The sequence below is a fragment of the Puniceicoccus vermicola genome (assembly GCF_014230055.1).
Taxonomy (GTDB): domain Bacteria; phylum Verrucomicrobiota; class Verrucomicrobiia; order Opitutales; family Puniceicoccaceae; genus Puniceicoccus; species Puniceicoccus vermicola.
On record NZ_JACHVA010000136.1, the window covers coordinates 1 to 14305 of the forward strand.

The following is a 14305-nucleotide window of genomic DNA, read 5'->3' on the forward strand; positions in this document are numbered from 1 at the left end:
GGACGCGGATAGGGTCCTGAGTGTCCTGAAGCGGTATTTCGTGAGGGATGTTTCGTCCTGCCATTGCGCGGTGGGCGCTGAAGCGACCCACCCACGGTGGGGCATGGCTTGAGGCTAGCCCAGTTGGACGCGGAGAGGGTCCTGAGTGTCCTGAAGCGGCATTTCGTGGGGGATAGTTTGGTCCTGCCATTGCGCGGTGGGTGCTGAAGCGACCCACCCACAGTGGGGCATGGCTTCAGCCTTTCCCGGTTGGACGCGGATAGGGTCCCGAGTGTCCTGAAGCGGCATTTCTTGGGGGGTGTTTGGTCCTGCCATTGCGCGGTGGGTGCTGAAGCGACCCACCCACAGTGGGGCATGGCTTAAGCCTTGCCCAGTTGGACGCGGATAGGGTCCTGAGTGTCCTGAAGCGGTATTTCGTGAGGGATGTTTCGTCCTGCCATTGCGCGGTGGGCGCTGAAGCGACCCACCCACAGTGGGGCATGGCTTAAGCCTTGCCCAAGTTGGACGCGGATAGGGTCCTGAGTGTCCTGAAGCGGCATTTCGTGGGGAATGTTCGGTCCTGCTTTTGCGCGGTGGGCGCTGAAGCGACCCACCCACAATGGGGGCACAGTTAGCGGATTGAAATCCGCGCTGCAGGAGACGCTTTGTTCTATTCTCCGGTGCCTTTGGGGAATGCGAATACCAACCTTCGGTCAATCCAGCAGGGCCGGGTTTCGCCGGCTTTGATTCGTGTGGTCATGCGGTGAAAGGCGCGGAAGCGGAGATTCTCGCAGGTGGGGATGAGGGGTTGGAACTCGGTGACCCGGCGTCCACCCATGACTCGGGATTCGTGAATTTTTGCCTCAAAGCAAAGGTGGTAATCGGGGGCCTCGTGGGGTTCCCGAAAGACGAAGGCTTGGTCGCGGATGACGACATCGACCGAGCCGCTGGAGATTTCTGACGGGGCTTCCCATTCGCCAAGGGCGCTCTTGAGGAGGCCATTTTCAACGATTCCCGAGAGGCTGGCGGTTTCCCCGAAGAAACGGGCGGCGAAAGGGGTGGCGGGGCGGAAGTAGAAGTCTTCCGGAGAACCTTCTTGGACGATGTGTCCGTGGTCAAGGAGGAGAATTCGGTCAGCGAGCTGGGCGGCCTCTTCTCCGTCGTGGGTGACGAGGATGGTGGCGGAGCCTTCGCCGTGAAGGATTCGGCGGGTTTCTTCACGCACCGAGAATCGGAGGTTGATGTCGAGATTGGAGAAAGGTTCGTCCATCAGCATCAAGGCCGGACGAAGCGCAATGGCGCGGGCGAGGGCGACCCGCTGTTGCTGCCCTCCGCTTAGGGTGTGGGGGAATCGGTCATGGGAAGTCCCGAGGCCAACGTGCTCGAGGACTTGGGTCGCTCGTCGGTATCGCTCTTGGGGGCTGACTCGTTTGAGGCCGAAAACCACATTTTGAATGACGGTGAGGTGCGGAAAAAGGGCGTAGTCTTGGAAAACCATCGAGATGGGTCGTTTCTCGGGAGGAGAGACTTTGGGTCCATTCGCGACCTGGTTACCCGCGATGAAAATCTTGCCGGTTTCCGGGGCTTCCAGTCCGCTTGCAAGCCGGAGAATGGTGGTTTTTCCGCAGCCTGAGGGCCCGAGCAGACAGACGATCTCCCCTGGCTGAATCGAAAATGAGATATCCGTGACGCTGGGAGATTTTCCGTAGCGATGGGAGACTCCCTCGAAGCGGATTGCGGCTGGATCAACTGAGTTCTTCATGCGAATTGCGGTTTCACCCATTCAGGACTGTGGTGGGGAAGTCAAGGTTCGGTGAGTCGGTGAGTCGGTAGTCGGTAGTCGGTGGACGGTGGACGGTGGACGGTGAGTCGGTGAGTCGGTGGGATTGGGGTATGATCCCTATCGGCATTGGGAACAGTTGAAGGGTTGATCGGGTGGTCACTCGACTTCGCTGCGTTCGGCCCGGGATTTTGACATCATGCGGCTGAGGATGAGGACGGGGGCGAGACCTACTAGAACGATCATAAGGGCTGGGGCGGCTGATTCCGCGAAGCGCTCGTCAGAAGCCTGTTGGTAAATATGAACCGCGAGCGTATCGAAATTGAAAGGACGGATCATCAAAGTGGCGGGAAGCTCTTTCAATACCTCGACAAAGACGAGGAGGGCGGCGGCGAGGGTGCTGGCCCGCAGCATGGGAAAATGGATTCTGCGGAGAACCCCAACCGGTCCCGCGCCGAGGGTGCGTCCTGCCTGGTCGAGGGAGGGGGAGATGCGTCCGAGTCCGGACTCGACCGTTCCGAGGGAGAGGGTGAGAAAGCGGGTGACGTACGCGAAGAGGAGGGCGGCGAGGGTGCCGCTGAGGAGAAAGTGGTGGGAAAAGAGGGAGGTCGTAGCCCGATCCGTCCAGCCGAGAATGAGGAGGACGCCGACGGCAATCACGGAGCCGGGGATGGCGTAGCCCAAGGAGGCCATTCGGGCGGCGCTGCGGGACACGAGTCCCGGCGCAAGTCGAACGTTGTAGGAGAGGATCAGAGCGAAAAGAACGGCAAGAACGGAGGCGGAGAGGGCGAGGACGATGCTGTGCCATGCCCATTCGAGAGAATCGAGGAGAGAGGGAAAGAATCCGGCTTGGGTCGAGGCTTCGATGAGAATGCCCAGGGGAATCAGGAAGCCGATGAGGACCGGAAGAAAACAAATTATAAAGGCGCAGAATTTCTTGGGGATAGAGAGAGGCCAGCGGGGAAGATTCTGGTGCCGGTTGGTCGTGTGAAAGAAGCGTTTTCGCCCGCGGCTGAGGCGTTCCAGAACGACAACGAGGACGATGACTCCCAATAGACCGGCGGAGAGTTGCGCCGCGGCAATAGGCGAGCCCAGCCCAAACCAGGTGCGGTAGATCCCGGTCGTAAACGTATCGACCGCGAAGTAATCTACGGCACCGTAGTCGGCCAACGATTCCATGGCGACGAGGGCTATGCCAGCGGCGAGGGCCGGACGGGCAAGGGGAATGGCTACGCGACGGAAAGATTGGAGTCGCGATTGGCCCATGGTGCGCGAGGCATCCAGCATGCAGACAGATTGCTCGAGGAAAGAGGCTCTGCAGAGCAGGTAGACATAAGGGTAGAGGACGAAGGCAAACAGGAAGATAGCTCCACCGAGAGATCGAATCTGTGGAAACCAGTATTCCCGGGCTCCGAGTCCCGTCCAGTTGCGGATCCAATCCTGAATGGGTCCATTGAAATCAAGAAAGTCGGTGTAGGCGTAAGCGATGAGGTAGGTCGGCATCGCCAGCGGCAGAAGAAGCATCCACTCCAGAATGCGTCGCCCGGGGAATTGGTACATGGTGATGCACCAGGCCGAGAAGAGCCCGATGAGACCCGCGCCCAGCCCGGCTCCGAAGGCGAGGAAAAGGCTGTTGCGAATGTAGAGTCCGAGAACGGTTTCCCGGAGGTGGGCCCACGTTCCGTCGCCTCCCAGTAGGGGGCTGGCCGCTATGACGAAAACGGGGGCAGCGATAATCAGTGCCAGTAGGCAACCGCCCGTCAGAAGAAGAGGTTTCGTGGACGGACGGGAAATGCGGGATGAGGTCTCCTCAGGAGTCTCTGGTGCCGCCTGCGCGGAAGCGTTGGCTGTTGTGGAAGAGCCGTCAGAGGGAGGTTGTCCTGCTGGAATCGGGTGTTCGATGGTGTCGTCCGGTGTTCGGAAGTTCGATGTTTTTGATCTGCGGCTCGTATGAAAGAACGAAATGCCTCTGATGTTGGGCAGATAGGCCAGAACAGACACCGGAGAGGAATGGTGATCACCATTTCTACGGGTTGTTCCAGACAGTAAGGGAGGTGCTAAAGCAGCCTCCTCACTTTAGATCGGCGATTTGACTGCGTCTTTTTCTCGTTTCTTGTTGGAGAGGAATGGCGATCGCCATTCCTGCGCGTCGTCTCGGGCGGGAGGGGAGGCGCTGAAGCCTCCTCCCCACTCTGGAAGACGCCGCGGTTTCGTATCTTGGGCCGATCAGCGCCAGCCGACGCGGTCGAAGATACGGATCGCTTCCGGATTATTGTCGCCGATGACGGAAGAAGGAGTGTCGTTTTCTACAAAGACAAAGCTCTCGAGCACCTCCGGGACCTCGGCATCCGGATTGACAGGGAATTCGGAGTTTCCATTCGCGAGGATTTCCTGAGCTTCCGGGGAAACCATGAACTCCAGGAACTGAACAGCTTCTTCTGGGTGGGGGGCACCTTTGACCATGCCCGCTCCGCTGATGTTAACATGCGCTCCGCCTTCACCTTCGCCCTGATTCGGGAAGAAGACTCCAACTTTTTCGATCACTTCCTGATCCTCGGGTTTGTCGGAGCCCATCAGGCGAACGTAGTAGTAGTGGTTGGCAATGGCAATGTCTCCCAAGCCGGCGGCGACGGCGCGGAGTTGGCCTGTGTCGTTCGATTGTGGTTTGCGGGCAAAGTTTTCGACAATACCAGCGGCCCATTCTTCGGCTCCCTCTTCTCCCTCTTCGGCAATGATCATTCCGAGAAGAGACTGGTTATAGACGTTCGAGGAGCTGCGGATCAGGATGCTGTCTTCCCACTCCGGATCGGTGAGGGCTTGATAAGTCGAGAGATCTGCCGGATCAACCCGTTCCTTGGAGTAGAAAATCAGCCGAGCGCGCTTGGTAATTCCAAACCAGAGATTGTCGGGATCGCGGAATTCGGCGGGCACGGATTCGATGAGGATCTCGGATTCGGCGGGGGCGAAGATACCGGCCTGCTCGGCAGCCCAGAGGCGTCCGGCGTCCACGGTGATAAAAACGTCGGCGGGGGAGTTGTCTCCCTCGGCTTTGATCCGTTCGAGGAGGGCGTCGCCCTTTCCATCGACCACATTGACCTCGATTCCAGTCTTTTCTTCAAATTTCTCGTAGAGCTCGTCATCACCGGGATAGTGGCGAGCGGTATAGATATTGACTTCGGCGGCGTTGGCGAAAATCGCGGCCAAGGGCAATGAGAGGAACGCTAGGTTTTTTCGGATCATGTTAAGAACGAGTCTCATTTGCGGGTAAAAGTCAATGGGAATGCCATTATGGAGGGTGAATTGGGACAAATCTCATCGCCGCGCCAGCAAGATGGAGAGGAAGGAGAACTCCCTGAGGGCGAGCTAGGCCGACAACGTTGGGAATTTTGTAAAATTCTCCTGATCGCAATGGGTCCAAATTTCGATTGCGAAGCCCGAAAAGTTGAGCATCTTATGAGTATGCGTAAAAAGGACGCGTTTACCCTAATTGAGTTACTGACCGTGATCGCAGTGATTGCCATTTTGGCGGCAATTTCATTCGGAATCACCTCAGGTGTTTATCAGCGCCAAGCGCGCACGAAGGCGGCGGCAGAGCTTTCGGCCTTGTCGGCAGCCTTAGAATCTTATCGGGCTCAGTATGGCACCTATCCGATAACGAACGATCCAGGGGTTATGCTTAAGGCTCTGGCCAATCGCGTTAAATGGGATGGGCCTTCCTCGGATGATACCGTCAATATTTCGGAGCGTCGGCCATTCATTGAGCCTTCGAAGTATGATATTGCTGGTACGGGTGAGTTTTGGAATGACACGCAGACTTTGGTGGATCCATGGGGGAACGGTTATCACTATGAGTTTTCAACGGGTAGCTCTTGGAAACGGTTCGGATTCATCTTGTTTTCGGATGGGCCGGATGGGACTTCTGCTGCTCCGGTGGACGGAATTATGAACAAGGACCACGCTGACAACGCCGACAACATTTACGCCGGTTCGAACTAAGGGAGATTTAGCTATGAAGAAAAATAAACAAGGTTTTACCCTCATTGAGTTGCTCACGGTGATTGCGATCATCGGTATTCTTGCTGGGATCATTATTCCCTCCGTCGGGGCTGTGCGGAAAAGTGCGAAAAAGGCGAAGACGCAATCGATGTTCAGTCAGTGGGCTTCAGCAATTGAGCTTTTTCGCCAAGATTATGGCTACTACCCCCTCGCGGCAGATGGGTCGTACGATTTGAGTACTTCTGGCAACCAAACCAAATTTATCCAAGTGCTGGAGGGGACTGAGACGGGCGCTGACCGGTTGAACAAGAAGAATGTCAGGTACTATTCCTTCCCGGGCGATGCTTTCGCTATTCCTGACGATGATTCTTCTGGATTGGTCGATGCTTTCGAGAATCCTTCGATTTTCATGGCGGTAGACAATGACCAAGATGGAGTGATCGATGCAGCCGATGTGGATATATCGAGCGACGATGTTCGACGTGGAGTCATTTTCTACTCGAAGGCGAATGAAGATTTAGATGCTCCCGAGATTAAGTCTTGGTAGGAGTAGTTTTGAATTTTTGATCTGGATTTCTTCGCCGATCGCCCTCTTCACTAACGTATGACAAGCGAGACGCGTTCCTACGTGGTGCGCCGTTCTTCGATTCACAACCGCGGACTTTATGCGCGGACGTCGATTGAGGAGGGGGAGTACATTATTGAGTACAAGGGGGAGAAAATCTCTAAAGCGGAATCGGAACGGAGAGCCCTTTCTCAAGAAGCCCGCGGGAAGAAGAACCAGTCCGGTCAGGTCTACATTTTTGACCTGAACAAACGATTTGACCTCGACGGAAATAAGCCGGGAAATCTCGCCCGCTTTGCCAACCATAGTTGTGAGCCGAATTGTGAGGCCGTCAATTATCGGGGGCGGATCTGGTTCGTCGCCCTGCGAGACATCGAGCCAGGGGAGGAGCTGACGTTCGATTATGGATATGCTTTGGAAAGCGCCCTTGATCATCCATGTCGCTGCGGAAAGCCGTCCTGCATTGGGTATATCGTCAACGAAGCGGATCGCCCGAAGTTGAAGAAGATGCTTCGCAAAAAGAAGAAGAAAAAGGAGAAGAAGTCGTGATCGGCTCGATAGGTTGGATTCATGCCGAATTGGCCGGATTCCCCGACTCCTCCCTTGCTTGCAGAGGAGGTGCTTCCGTCGGAAGCGGAGGGGTTGGGTTGGATGGGCAACCCGGTTGGATTCGATGTGGTATTTCTGCGGATTGAGGTTCTGATTGTAAAGATATGCCTCCGGATGATAATTCAGCGGGCGCAATGGCGCGACCCGACTCTTTCGACGTTCCTGAAAAGGAATTGCCGGTTCGGCGTGTATTGATCCTCACTTCGAGCACGGGAGGAGGCCATGATATGCGGGCCAGGGCGTTGAAGTCGTGGTCAGAGACGGAGGAAGGTCGCAAGTTTGGGCTGAGTGTTGAAATCCATCAAGCTCTTGAGGATACGCACGGCCTTTATGGGTTCGGAGTGAATCTCTACAATCGGATTCAGCAGTTTTGGCCGAAGCTGCACCACATCTATTTCAATTTTCTTGAGCATGCGAGCCTACACGATTCGGCCGAGAAAATCTGGGGCCGCCATCGGTTTATTGAACGGGTCCGGGAGGTTCAGCCGGACCTGATCGTGAGCACTCATGCGCACCTCAATCACGGGTTCTTTGAGCTCGCGAAATGGGCGCTTCCCGGTCGACGGATCAAGTGCGTGACCTATTGCGGCGAGCTTTCGGGAGGATATGGGTTTAGCCGTCACTGGGTGAATCCGAAGGCGGACCTCTTCATCGGGGCGGTCGAGGAGACTTGCGATGCAGCCTCAACTTTTGGCCTTCACGATGACCGGAACTGGCTCGGGGGCTTCATGCTCGATCCCTCCTTTTACCAAGAACCCTCGACCGATGAGGAGAGAGCACAGTATCTTCGCGACGAATTTGATTTCGACGCCGATCGCTTCGTGTTGGTTCTGGGGACGGGTGCGAATGGTGCCAACAATCACATTCGTGCCCTGAATTCTCTTTATGAAGCGCGGGTCTATCCGCAAGTTGTGGCTCTTTGCGGGCGCAAATCGGAGACGGTGGAGGAAATTCTGGCTTGGCAGAAGGAGCATCCACTCCTTCCAGTGCGGCCGATCCCGTATTACCGTCAGATGAGCTGCCTCTTGTCGGCGGCTTCAGCTGTGGTGGCTCGGTCGGGAACGGGAACGACCAGCGAGGCCATTCTTTCCCGTTGTCCTTTGATCTTCAATGGAATCGGGGGCGTGATGCCCCAAGAATGCATTACGGTAAAATTTTGCCGCAAAAACGGAATCGGGATTTTGCTCCCGCGCACTCACCAGCTACCGGCGATTATCCGCGAATGGATGCAGGAACCCGAAAAGCGGGAGATCGTGGTCAATTCGATGGATCGGGTGAGGCCAAAGCGGCATCCATTGGACATCCTTGGAAAATTAAGGAGCTTGGTCGAATGATCAACGAGCCTCCGGTTCCGCTGCCATCGGTTTGCGCTGGATTGTTTTTTCGCGGAGTTCTTCCTGCGTTTGAAGATTATTTGAAATTTGATCCGGGGGCGCAAAAGATTCTCGGGAAAACCCAAGGCGAAGTTCTTTTCTCGAATGAGGAAGGGGCCAGCGCCTGCCTTCGATTTGAGGAGGGAGGTGTCCGTTGGTCGGATGTTGCTGAAGGGAAACCGAAGATCCATCTCAACCTCGGATCCGAGGCCAACACGGTTCGGTTTATCCGGGGAGGACTCGCAATTCCCCGCTTGCGGAAGGGCTACACCCACCCTTGGATGCTGTCGAAGCTCTTGCGTTTGTTTTTGCGTTTTCAGACTTATTTGAAGCCTTCGTCCAAAGATCTACAGGATCCGGAGTTTCGCGTGCTGCATGTCCGCCTGGCCCTAGCTGTGGCATTATTTTCCTTGGCCGAGATTGGCCGCGAGGATGCATGGGCCCGCCACATGCTCGAAAGCTGCCCCAATGGTAAAGTGAGTTTTCAGGTCGATGGGGAAGATTTGACGGCGACTATCGAAAAGACCGACTCGGGTCTTCACCCCCGGCGAGGCGGGAAAGACGAGACGGCCTCCGACGCTGTGGTTACGTTTGCTTCCTCCAAGGTCGCGATGGAAATCCTCACCCAAAAGAGTGATTCGCACGCTGCCGTCGCTCTCGGCGGGATTCGGGTCGAAGGCTATATCCCGCTTGCCGACGGGATCAATCACGTCCTCGATCGGGTGTCCCGGTATCTGCCGACGTGAATCCGTAGCCTGTCGAAATCGCTATCGCGCTTCCGCTCCACATCTCTAACTTGAGGAGAGGAACGGCGAGAGCCGTTTCTAAGCAGAGTCAGCGATCTGTTTGTTGAAGCAGCATGGCACGATTGCCGGAATGGAATCCGAGCTTATCTGCGGAAAATCCCGTACTTAAAAATTGCGTACAGGGCACGGACTCCGTCTTTCCAGCCGATTTTTTTTCCTTCGGCATAGGTGCGGCCATAGTAGGAGATGCCGACTTCGAAAATCCGGGCCCCCATGCGTGCCGCTTTGGCAGTGAGCTCAGGTTCGACTCCGAAGCGGTCCTCTTCGATCTGGATCTTGGAGATGATCTCTTTGCGAAAAATTTTGTAGCAGCACTCCATGTCGCTCAAATTGATGTTGGTGAACATGTTGCTGAGGAGAGTGAGAAAGCGGTTTCCGAGCATATGCCAGAAGAAGACGACACGATGCGGACCGGCACCGGAGAAGCGGGAGCCGAAAACGGCGTCCGCCTTTCCCTCTTGGATGGGTCTTATGAGTAGGGGCAGCTCTTTGGGGTCGTATTCCAAGTCCGCGTCTTGGATGGCCACGATATCGCCGGTAGCCTCCCGAAAGCCGGTACGGAGAGCGGCTCCTTTTCCCTGGTTCTCTGAATGATAGAGCTTCTTGAAGATGGGATCGGTAAAACCGTCTTCGAGAAGTTGTCGCGTGCCGTCGTTCGAACAATCATCGACTAGAATGATTTCCTTGATGGGAAGATCTTGGACATCGCGGACTCGATCGACAACGGTTTGTAGCGTTTCGTGCTCATTGTAGATGGGGATGACAATCGACATATCCATAAAACGAGCATGGGAAAGGGAAGCTAGGCTGACCAGCATGGAGTTGCTGTAATCTTGATTTGTCGCAGCTAAATGCTCCCTGAAGATTTTGGCCGGCGCTCCTTTTTGCGGGACCCTCAGTGAACGATTGCCGCATCCAGTTCGATCTCGAAGAGCAGGTCGTCTCGGCATACATCGGATTGAATCATGATGTAGGGGAGGTTTTCGATGCCATGTTCCCGAAGATAGCGTTCGAACTCAGGAGCGCTGGCAAAGTCTTTCAGATAAACGACTGCCCGAACCGCATCGCTCCAATCCATCTCTCTCGAGTGGAGGATCGCTTGGACGACTTCCATGGAGAGAGCGATCTGATGCTGCACATCGTTGAGGTGGACTGTTTTTCCTCCCGGCTCGATGCTGGCGGTGCCGGAGATGATCAATTGGCGGAAATTGGGGTGGTTCAGCTCGACGGCCCGGCTGAACGTGCTGCGATAGTCGAGAGCGGGGCATTGAAGAGGGGAGGCGATGGCTTTGGCATGGACGCGGTTGGTCTTGGGCTGGACGGCAAAAGCTCTCGCCATGAGGGCCGCGTTGCGGCGGTTTCGCGAACCGACACCCGTGCTCGCGGGGACCAAATTCGCGAATACATTGTGCTTTTCGAAGAAGTCGTCCCGAGCCCGATTGAACTCGTCGTACCATTCGAGAATTCTGTCGTTGTAAAACCACGTCCGAATGACGTCCTGAAAGCTCATGCCGATCGTTTGCAGCGCTTGTTCGATTGCATTGAGGATTTGTTCGGTTTGATTGCCCCGGCTCGCCGAGATGTCTGACGGGAAAAGGTTCCCGATAAGAGCATAGCGCGCTTCTTCGTCTTCATAGACGATCCCGACGTTTTCTGCGTTGAGAAGAATCGGCGTGGCAGGGATCCCTTCCACAATCCCCAGTTGGATGCCCTGGTGGAATTCAATGTCGTTCTTCGTTCCATAGAACTCAGTGCATCCGTTTCCGAGAAGAAGTTCTTTGGTTTGATTTGGAGAGGCGTAAATTTCGGGGCCGATGACCGTTGCGTCCTGAGCGGGGATGTAGTCTTGCAGAGACGAGACGCTTTCGAAGTTGGAGCCCGTGTAAGACAGAAAGGAGAAAAAGGAATCTTTTCCGGCGAGAGGAATCTTGCTGGCAAGCATGTTGTCGGTGTTGGTCATGGGAAAGTAAACTTGGGTGACGGTGTTGAACTAGAGAGACTGGACGAATTGAATTAAACTTTGACGATCTTCCGCAGGGAGGTTTCGAAATTGTTCCCTCGCGAATTCTGCCTCGCCGAAGTGCCAGAGGATGGCTTCTTCGAAGTCGCGCGCCCGCAGGTCGTGAAACATGTCGGTATGGTTGGCGGCTTTCTTCATGAGCCCGCGTCCCCAGAGTGGAGGGGTGCGGTACGTGCGGTAGCGGCCTTTGTTTTCGTCTCCCATGTCATGCATGAGGAGATCGGTGTACGGCCGGATGATCTGGTGGGAATACGCGGGCATGGGCTCGTACTTGCCGGTCCTCCATTCGGGTTTGTGACAGCTGACGCATCCGAGTTCTCCAAAGAGTTCACGTCCCCGAATGACTTGCGGGCGATCCAGGTTGCGGGCTGCCGGAACGGCTAGCCCCCGGTGCCAAATCATAAAGTCCGAGAGATCTTCCTGAGAGAGTTCCGCAGGTTGTTGGCCCTCAAGATCGGAAACGTCGATCCCGAGTTCGCGTTGGCGGTCCATCCATTGCTCCGTAGCGTAGAGATGAGGTCGGTCTTCCCGCGTCACATTGGTGGTGTTGTAGAGTCCATTGTAGCCGGGGCCGTTTTGCAGAGTCGCTCGGGTGCAGTGCCAGGTGAACTTTCCGAGTCGTTTTTCTCCGCTATAGGGCTCCGCGATCCACTTGCCGTGCTGCCCTTTCACCGGTCCGGGCATTGATTGCTGGCGATCGTATTCCGCGAGGATCGACTCATCGCTGATCGCATCGAGGAGGCCTGTTCCGTAGATGCCGATCGTTGCTTCGAGTGAGACTTTGTAGTCGTCGGGAAGGGGAATTTGGGGATCGACTATGTCGGCGGTTGGATATGTGAGTGATCCCTCGGTGGGTTTCCCCGCGTTGTAAGGAGAGCCATCGGGGTAGCGGTTTCCGTATTGGTCGGTAAACTCGTTCCAAGTGATTTCGACATCGCGTGCGTAGGGAGTGTAGGGCGCGACCGAGTGGATCTGGAGCATGAAGGTGTAGCCTTCGACAATCGTTCCGTCGGGATTATGAACGAAGGCGATGTAGCCGTTGCCGTATTCCTGGGAAAAGTCGTCGGTTCGTTTCGCTCTCCCGTAGCCTGGGTGGCAGGAGATGCACGACGATTTGACGTAGGTTGGACCGAGGCCTCCAAATGGAGCGTCAGGATTGGAAACGAAATTGCCTTCAAAAAAGACTTCTCCAGCGAGGAATTCTTTTTCGAGTCCGGCATCAACGATGGCCGGGCTGGGTTGTTCAAAGGCTTTCGAGGTCGCGTTGAACACGGTTCCAGCCTGGCCCCCTGCATAGTAGACGGGAGCCGGTTCGTTGTCTCGTGTTTGAAGTTCAGGGGGAGCGAGATCTCTCCCGTAGGAGACGTGGCAAGAGACGCACTCGCGTTGAAAGTAGGCGGGGTCAAGATCGGCAAAGGTAACTTCATCACCCTCGGCATTCGGAAAGGCTTCACGGGGAATTCTAGGATGTCGGATCCCTCGGCTTTGTGCGGCGAGCGGGATGATGCCATCCTTTAATGTCCCGCTCCAGCCGATCAGGCCTGCGTAAGCGATGACTCCCAGGCTTAGATAAATGTATCCGCGTTTCATCTGACTGTATTTTGTTCCTTATGAGCGGGGCTGATTTTTTGAAAACCGTCGGGGCATGATCTTCCCCGAAGAGGGCTGCCCGCGCTTTTAATGGGATGAGTCGCGCAGGCAGCCCGGATGCCTCGGGAGAGGCGAAATGCCAAATGCTATGGCATCGATTTTATGGAGAATTGGTGACCTGCGTTTCAGCTATCCAGTTTTTCCTGAACGCTCGCGAGTTTCTCGGAGACGAGAAGGCAATCGGCGACCGCAGCATCGATGGCTTCCGATTCTCCGAGATTGTTCCGGTAGGGGGCCGGGATGGCGCTGACGCTCTTCCGGGCGGTGGCGATCGCCGCTTTTACTCCGGCGTCCAAACCAGGGTCTTGGGCTGCGACTAAATCCGAGAGAGAGTCGCCACCGGTCGTTCCTTCGTAGGCATTTTGGATGCTGATCAGGTTGTTGGTGAAGTCGTCGAGAGAATTCCAGCTATACCAGGATTCACATTCCTGTGGGTTTTGCGACTCGGCCGGATCTCCGATTTTGGCACCGGCCAATTCGTCTGCGATGTCGATGCAGCCCTGCAAGATTTCCTGGATCGCTTCGGTCTGGGAGTCGTAGCGGCTTCCGGCTTTCCCCGCGTTGACGAATTCCTGGCCGTAGGAACCACTGGTCTCGATTTCCGCCTCCTCGAGGACTTCCTTTTTATCCTCCGCAAGATTGTCCATTCCAGTCCACCAAGCTTCTAACGTGATGCAATCCTCGGTCATTACCTGAGTCGCGGCGACCAGATATTGCAGCTCGGCTTTGGTGAAGTCTGCTGCCGCGCGGGGTTGTCCGTTGCGGAAAAGCAGATACTCGACCGCGTGAAAACCGCGGAGGGCGGCGCCGAGGTAGTCTCGAACATATCCTGCGTCCACTTCGAGCTGACCGTTCTCAATGGTGGCGAGAACGTGGTCGAGCTGGGCCTGGTCGAGGGGCCAAGAGTCGAGCTGGGGATCCAGATCATTGAAAGACGCGGGCCCGAAGAGAAAGGCTTCGCTTTGTTCCCAGTTGGCGCGGGTAGCACGCCAAGCATCAGCAGCTGCTTCTACCCGTGCATCGGTCGGCTTCGCAGCGAGTTTATTCACCGCCTCATTGAGCTTGAGAGATTCGGTCGCCATGTTGGCGTAGGTCTGGATGACCGTTCCCTCGGTGTAGTGGGTCAGAACCCCGTCTACAGAATTGGAGGAGAGGCTCTCCGCTTGAGCAGTTGCAATCGCCCCAGACGTCGCAGTGAGGAAGGAGAGGAGGATTCTCTGATATTTCATGATTTTCGATTTCAGTGTTTTTGTGAACGAAAGTTGGGTTGGTTAATTCTTTGGCGAATGAGTCTCTTTCTCAGTGATTCGGCCGACGTTATTTCGGTTTCCGTGGAAAGTGAGGAAGAGGCACATTGAAGCTCTCTGTGATGTTGAGATTCAGTATCATGATGAAGTTAGTCAAATTCTCTTATCTTTTGATTTGTTTGTATAAGTAGAAATTATTGACTTAATAACAGAAACGATGTCTGCCCCGCGGCACTCGGCTGTTGGTTCACAGCTCGCTTGGTAGAGGAACGGCGAGAGC

At 55.5% G+C, this 14305-nt stretch carries 13 protein-coding genes; 5 read left to right on the forward strand and 8 right to left on the reverse strand.

Features of this window, described 5'->3' with window-relative positions; genetic code table 11:
• Positions 1 to 114: 114 nt before the first annotated feature.
• The 4 genes from H5P30_RS19215 to H5P30_RS19230 form a co-directional block, all read right to left on the reverse strand.
• A complete protein-coding gene (locus H5P30_RS19215; protein ID WP_185694537.1) occupies positions 115 to 315 on the reverse strand; it encodes a hypothetical protein in 201 nt (66 codons plus the stop codon).
• Positions 316 to 649: 334 nt separating this feature from the next.
• Positions 650 to 1741 (reverse strand): ABC transporter ATP-binding protein, encoded by a 1092-nt coding sequence (locus tag H5P30_RS19220; protein ID WP_185694538.1) that lies wholly within the window; start codon positions 1739 to 1741, stop codon positions 650 to 652.
• A gap of 177 nt (positions 1742 to 1918) precedes the next feature.
• Positions 1919 to 3760, reverse strand: coding sequence for an ABC transporter permease (locus H5P30_RS19225; RefSeq protein WP_221774416.1), 1842 nt, complete (start codon positions 3758 to 3760; stop codon positions 1919 to 1921).
• Positions 3761 to 3985: 225 nt separating this feature from the next.
• On the reverse strand, positions 3986 to 4999 hold the full coding sequence (locus H5P30_RS19230; protein ID WP_185694539.1) for an extracellular solute-binding protein: 1014 nt from the start codon (positions 4997 to 4999) through the stop codon (positions 3986 to 3988).
• 213 nt (positions 5000 to 5212) lie between these two features.
• Here H5P30_RS19230 and H5P30_RS19235 point away from each other — a divergent pair, with 213 nt between their 5' ends.
• From H5P30_RS19235 to H5P30_RS19255, 5 genes are all read left to right on the forward strand, one after another.
• On the forward strand, positions 5213 to 5755 hold the full coding sequence (locus H5P30_RS19235) for a prepilin-type N-terminal cleavage/methylation domain-containing protein (RefSeq protein ID WP_185694540.1): 543 nt from the start codon (positions 5213 to 5215) through the stop codon (positions 5753 to 5755).
• A 13-nt stretch (positions 5756 to 5768) separates the two neighbouring features.
• Positions 5769 to 6302: a type II secretion system protein gene (locus H5P30_RS19240; protein WP_185694541.1), complete on the forward strand. Its 534-nt coding sequence runs from the start codon at positions 5769 to 5771 to the stop codon at positions 6300 to 6302.
• Positions 6303 to 6359: 57 nt separating this feature from the next.
• On the forward strand, positions 6360 to 6869 hold the full coding sequence (locus H5P30_RS19245; protein WP_185694542.1) for an SET domain-containing protein: 510 nt from the start codon (positions 6360 to 6362) through the stop codon (positions 6867 to 6869).
• Between the two features lie 164 nt (positions 6870 to 7033).
• On the forward strand, positions 7034 to 8263 hold the full coding sequence (locus tag H5P30_RS19250; RefSeq protein ID WP_185694543.1) for a glycosyltransferase: 1230 nt from the start codon (positions 7034 to 7036) through the stop codon (positions 8261 to 8263).
• Positions 8260 to 9048 carry a hypothetical protein gene (locus tag H5P30_RS19255; RefSeq protein WP_185694544.1) on the forward strand — a complete coding sequence of 263 codons (789 nt, stop codon included), beginning with the start codon at positions 8260 to 8262 and terminating at the stop codon, positions 9046 to 9048. The genes H5P30_RS19250 and H5P30_RS19255 overlap by 4 nt, the downstream gene beginning before the upstream one ends.
• Positions 9049 to 9191: 143 nt before the next feature.
• On the opposite strand, the gene H5P30_RS19260 is transcribed toward H5P30_RS19255, so the two are convergent.
• The 4 genes from H5P30_RS19260 to H5P30_RS19275 all read right to left on the reverse strand — a co-directional run bounded on the left by H5P30_RS19260 (position 9192) and on the right by H5P30_RS19275 (position 14007).
• On the reverse strand, positions 9192 to 9887 hold the full coding sequence (locus H5P30_RS19260; RefSeq protein WP_185694574.1) for a glycosyltransferase: 696 nt from the start codon (positions 9885 to 9887) through the stop codon (positions 9192 to 9194).
• Positions 9888 to 10003: 116 nt separating this feature from the next.
• Positions 10004 to 11068, reverse strand: coding sequence for a Rid family hydrolase (locus H5P30_RS19265; RefSeq protein WP_185694545.1), 1065 nt, complete (start codon positions 11066 to 11068; stop codon positions 10004 to 10006).
• A gap of 30 nt (positions 11069 to 11098) precedes the next feature.
• Positions 11099 to 12718, reverse strand: a complete 1620-nt coding sequence (locus tag H5P30_RS19270; RefSeq protein WP_185694546.1) for a di-heme oxidoredictase family protein — start codon at positions 12716 to 12718, stop codon at positions 11099 to 11101.
• Between the two features lie 185 nt (positions 12719 to 12903).
• On the reverse strand, positions 12904 to 14007 hold the full coding sequence (locus H5P30_RS19275) for an imelysin family protein (protein ID WP_185694547.1): 1104 nt from the start codon (positions 14005 to 14007) through the stop codon (positions 12904 to 12906).
• Positions 14008 to 14305: the final 298 nt, after the last annotated feature.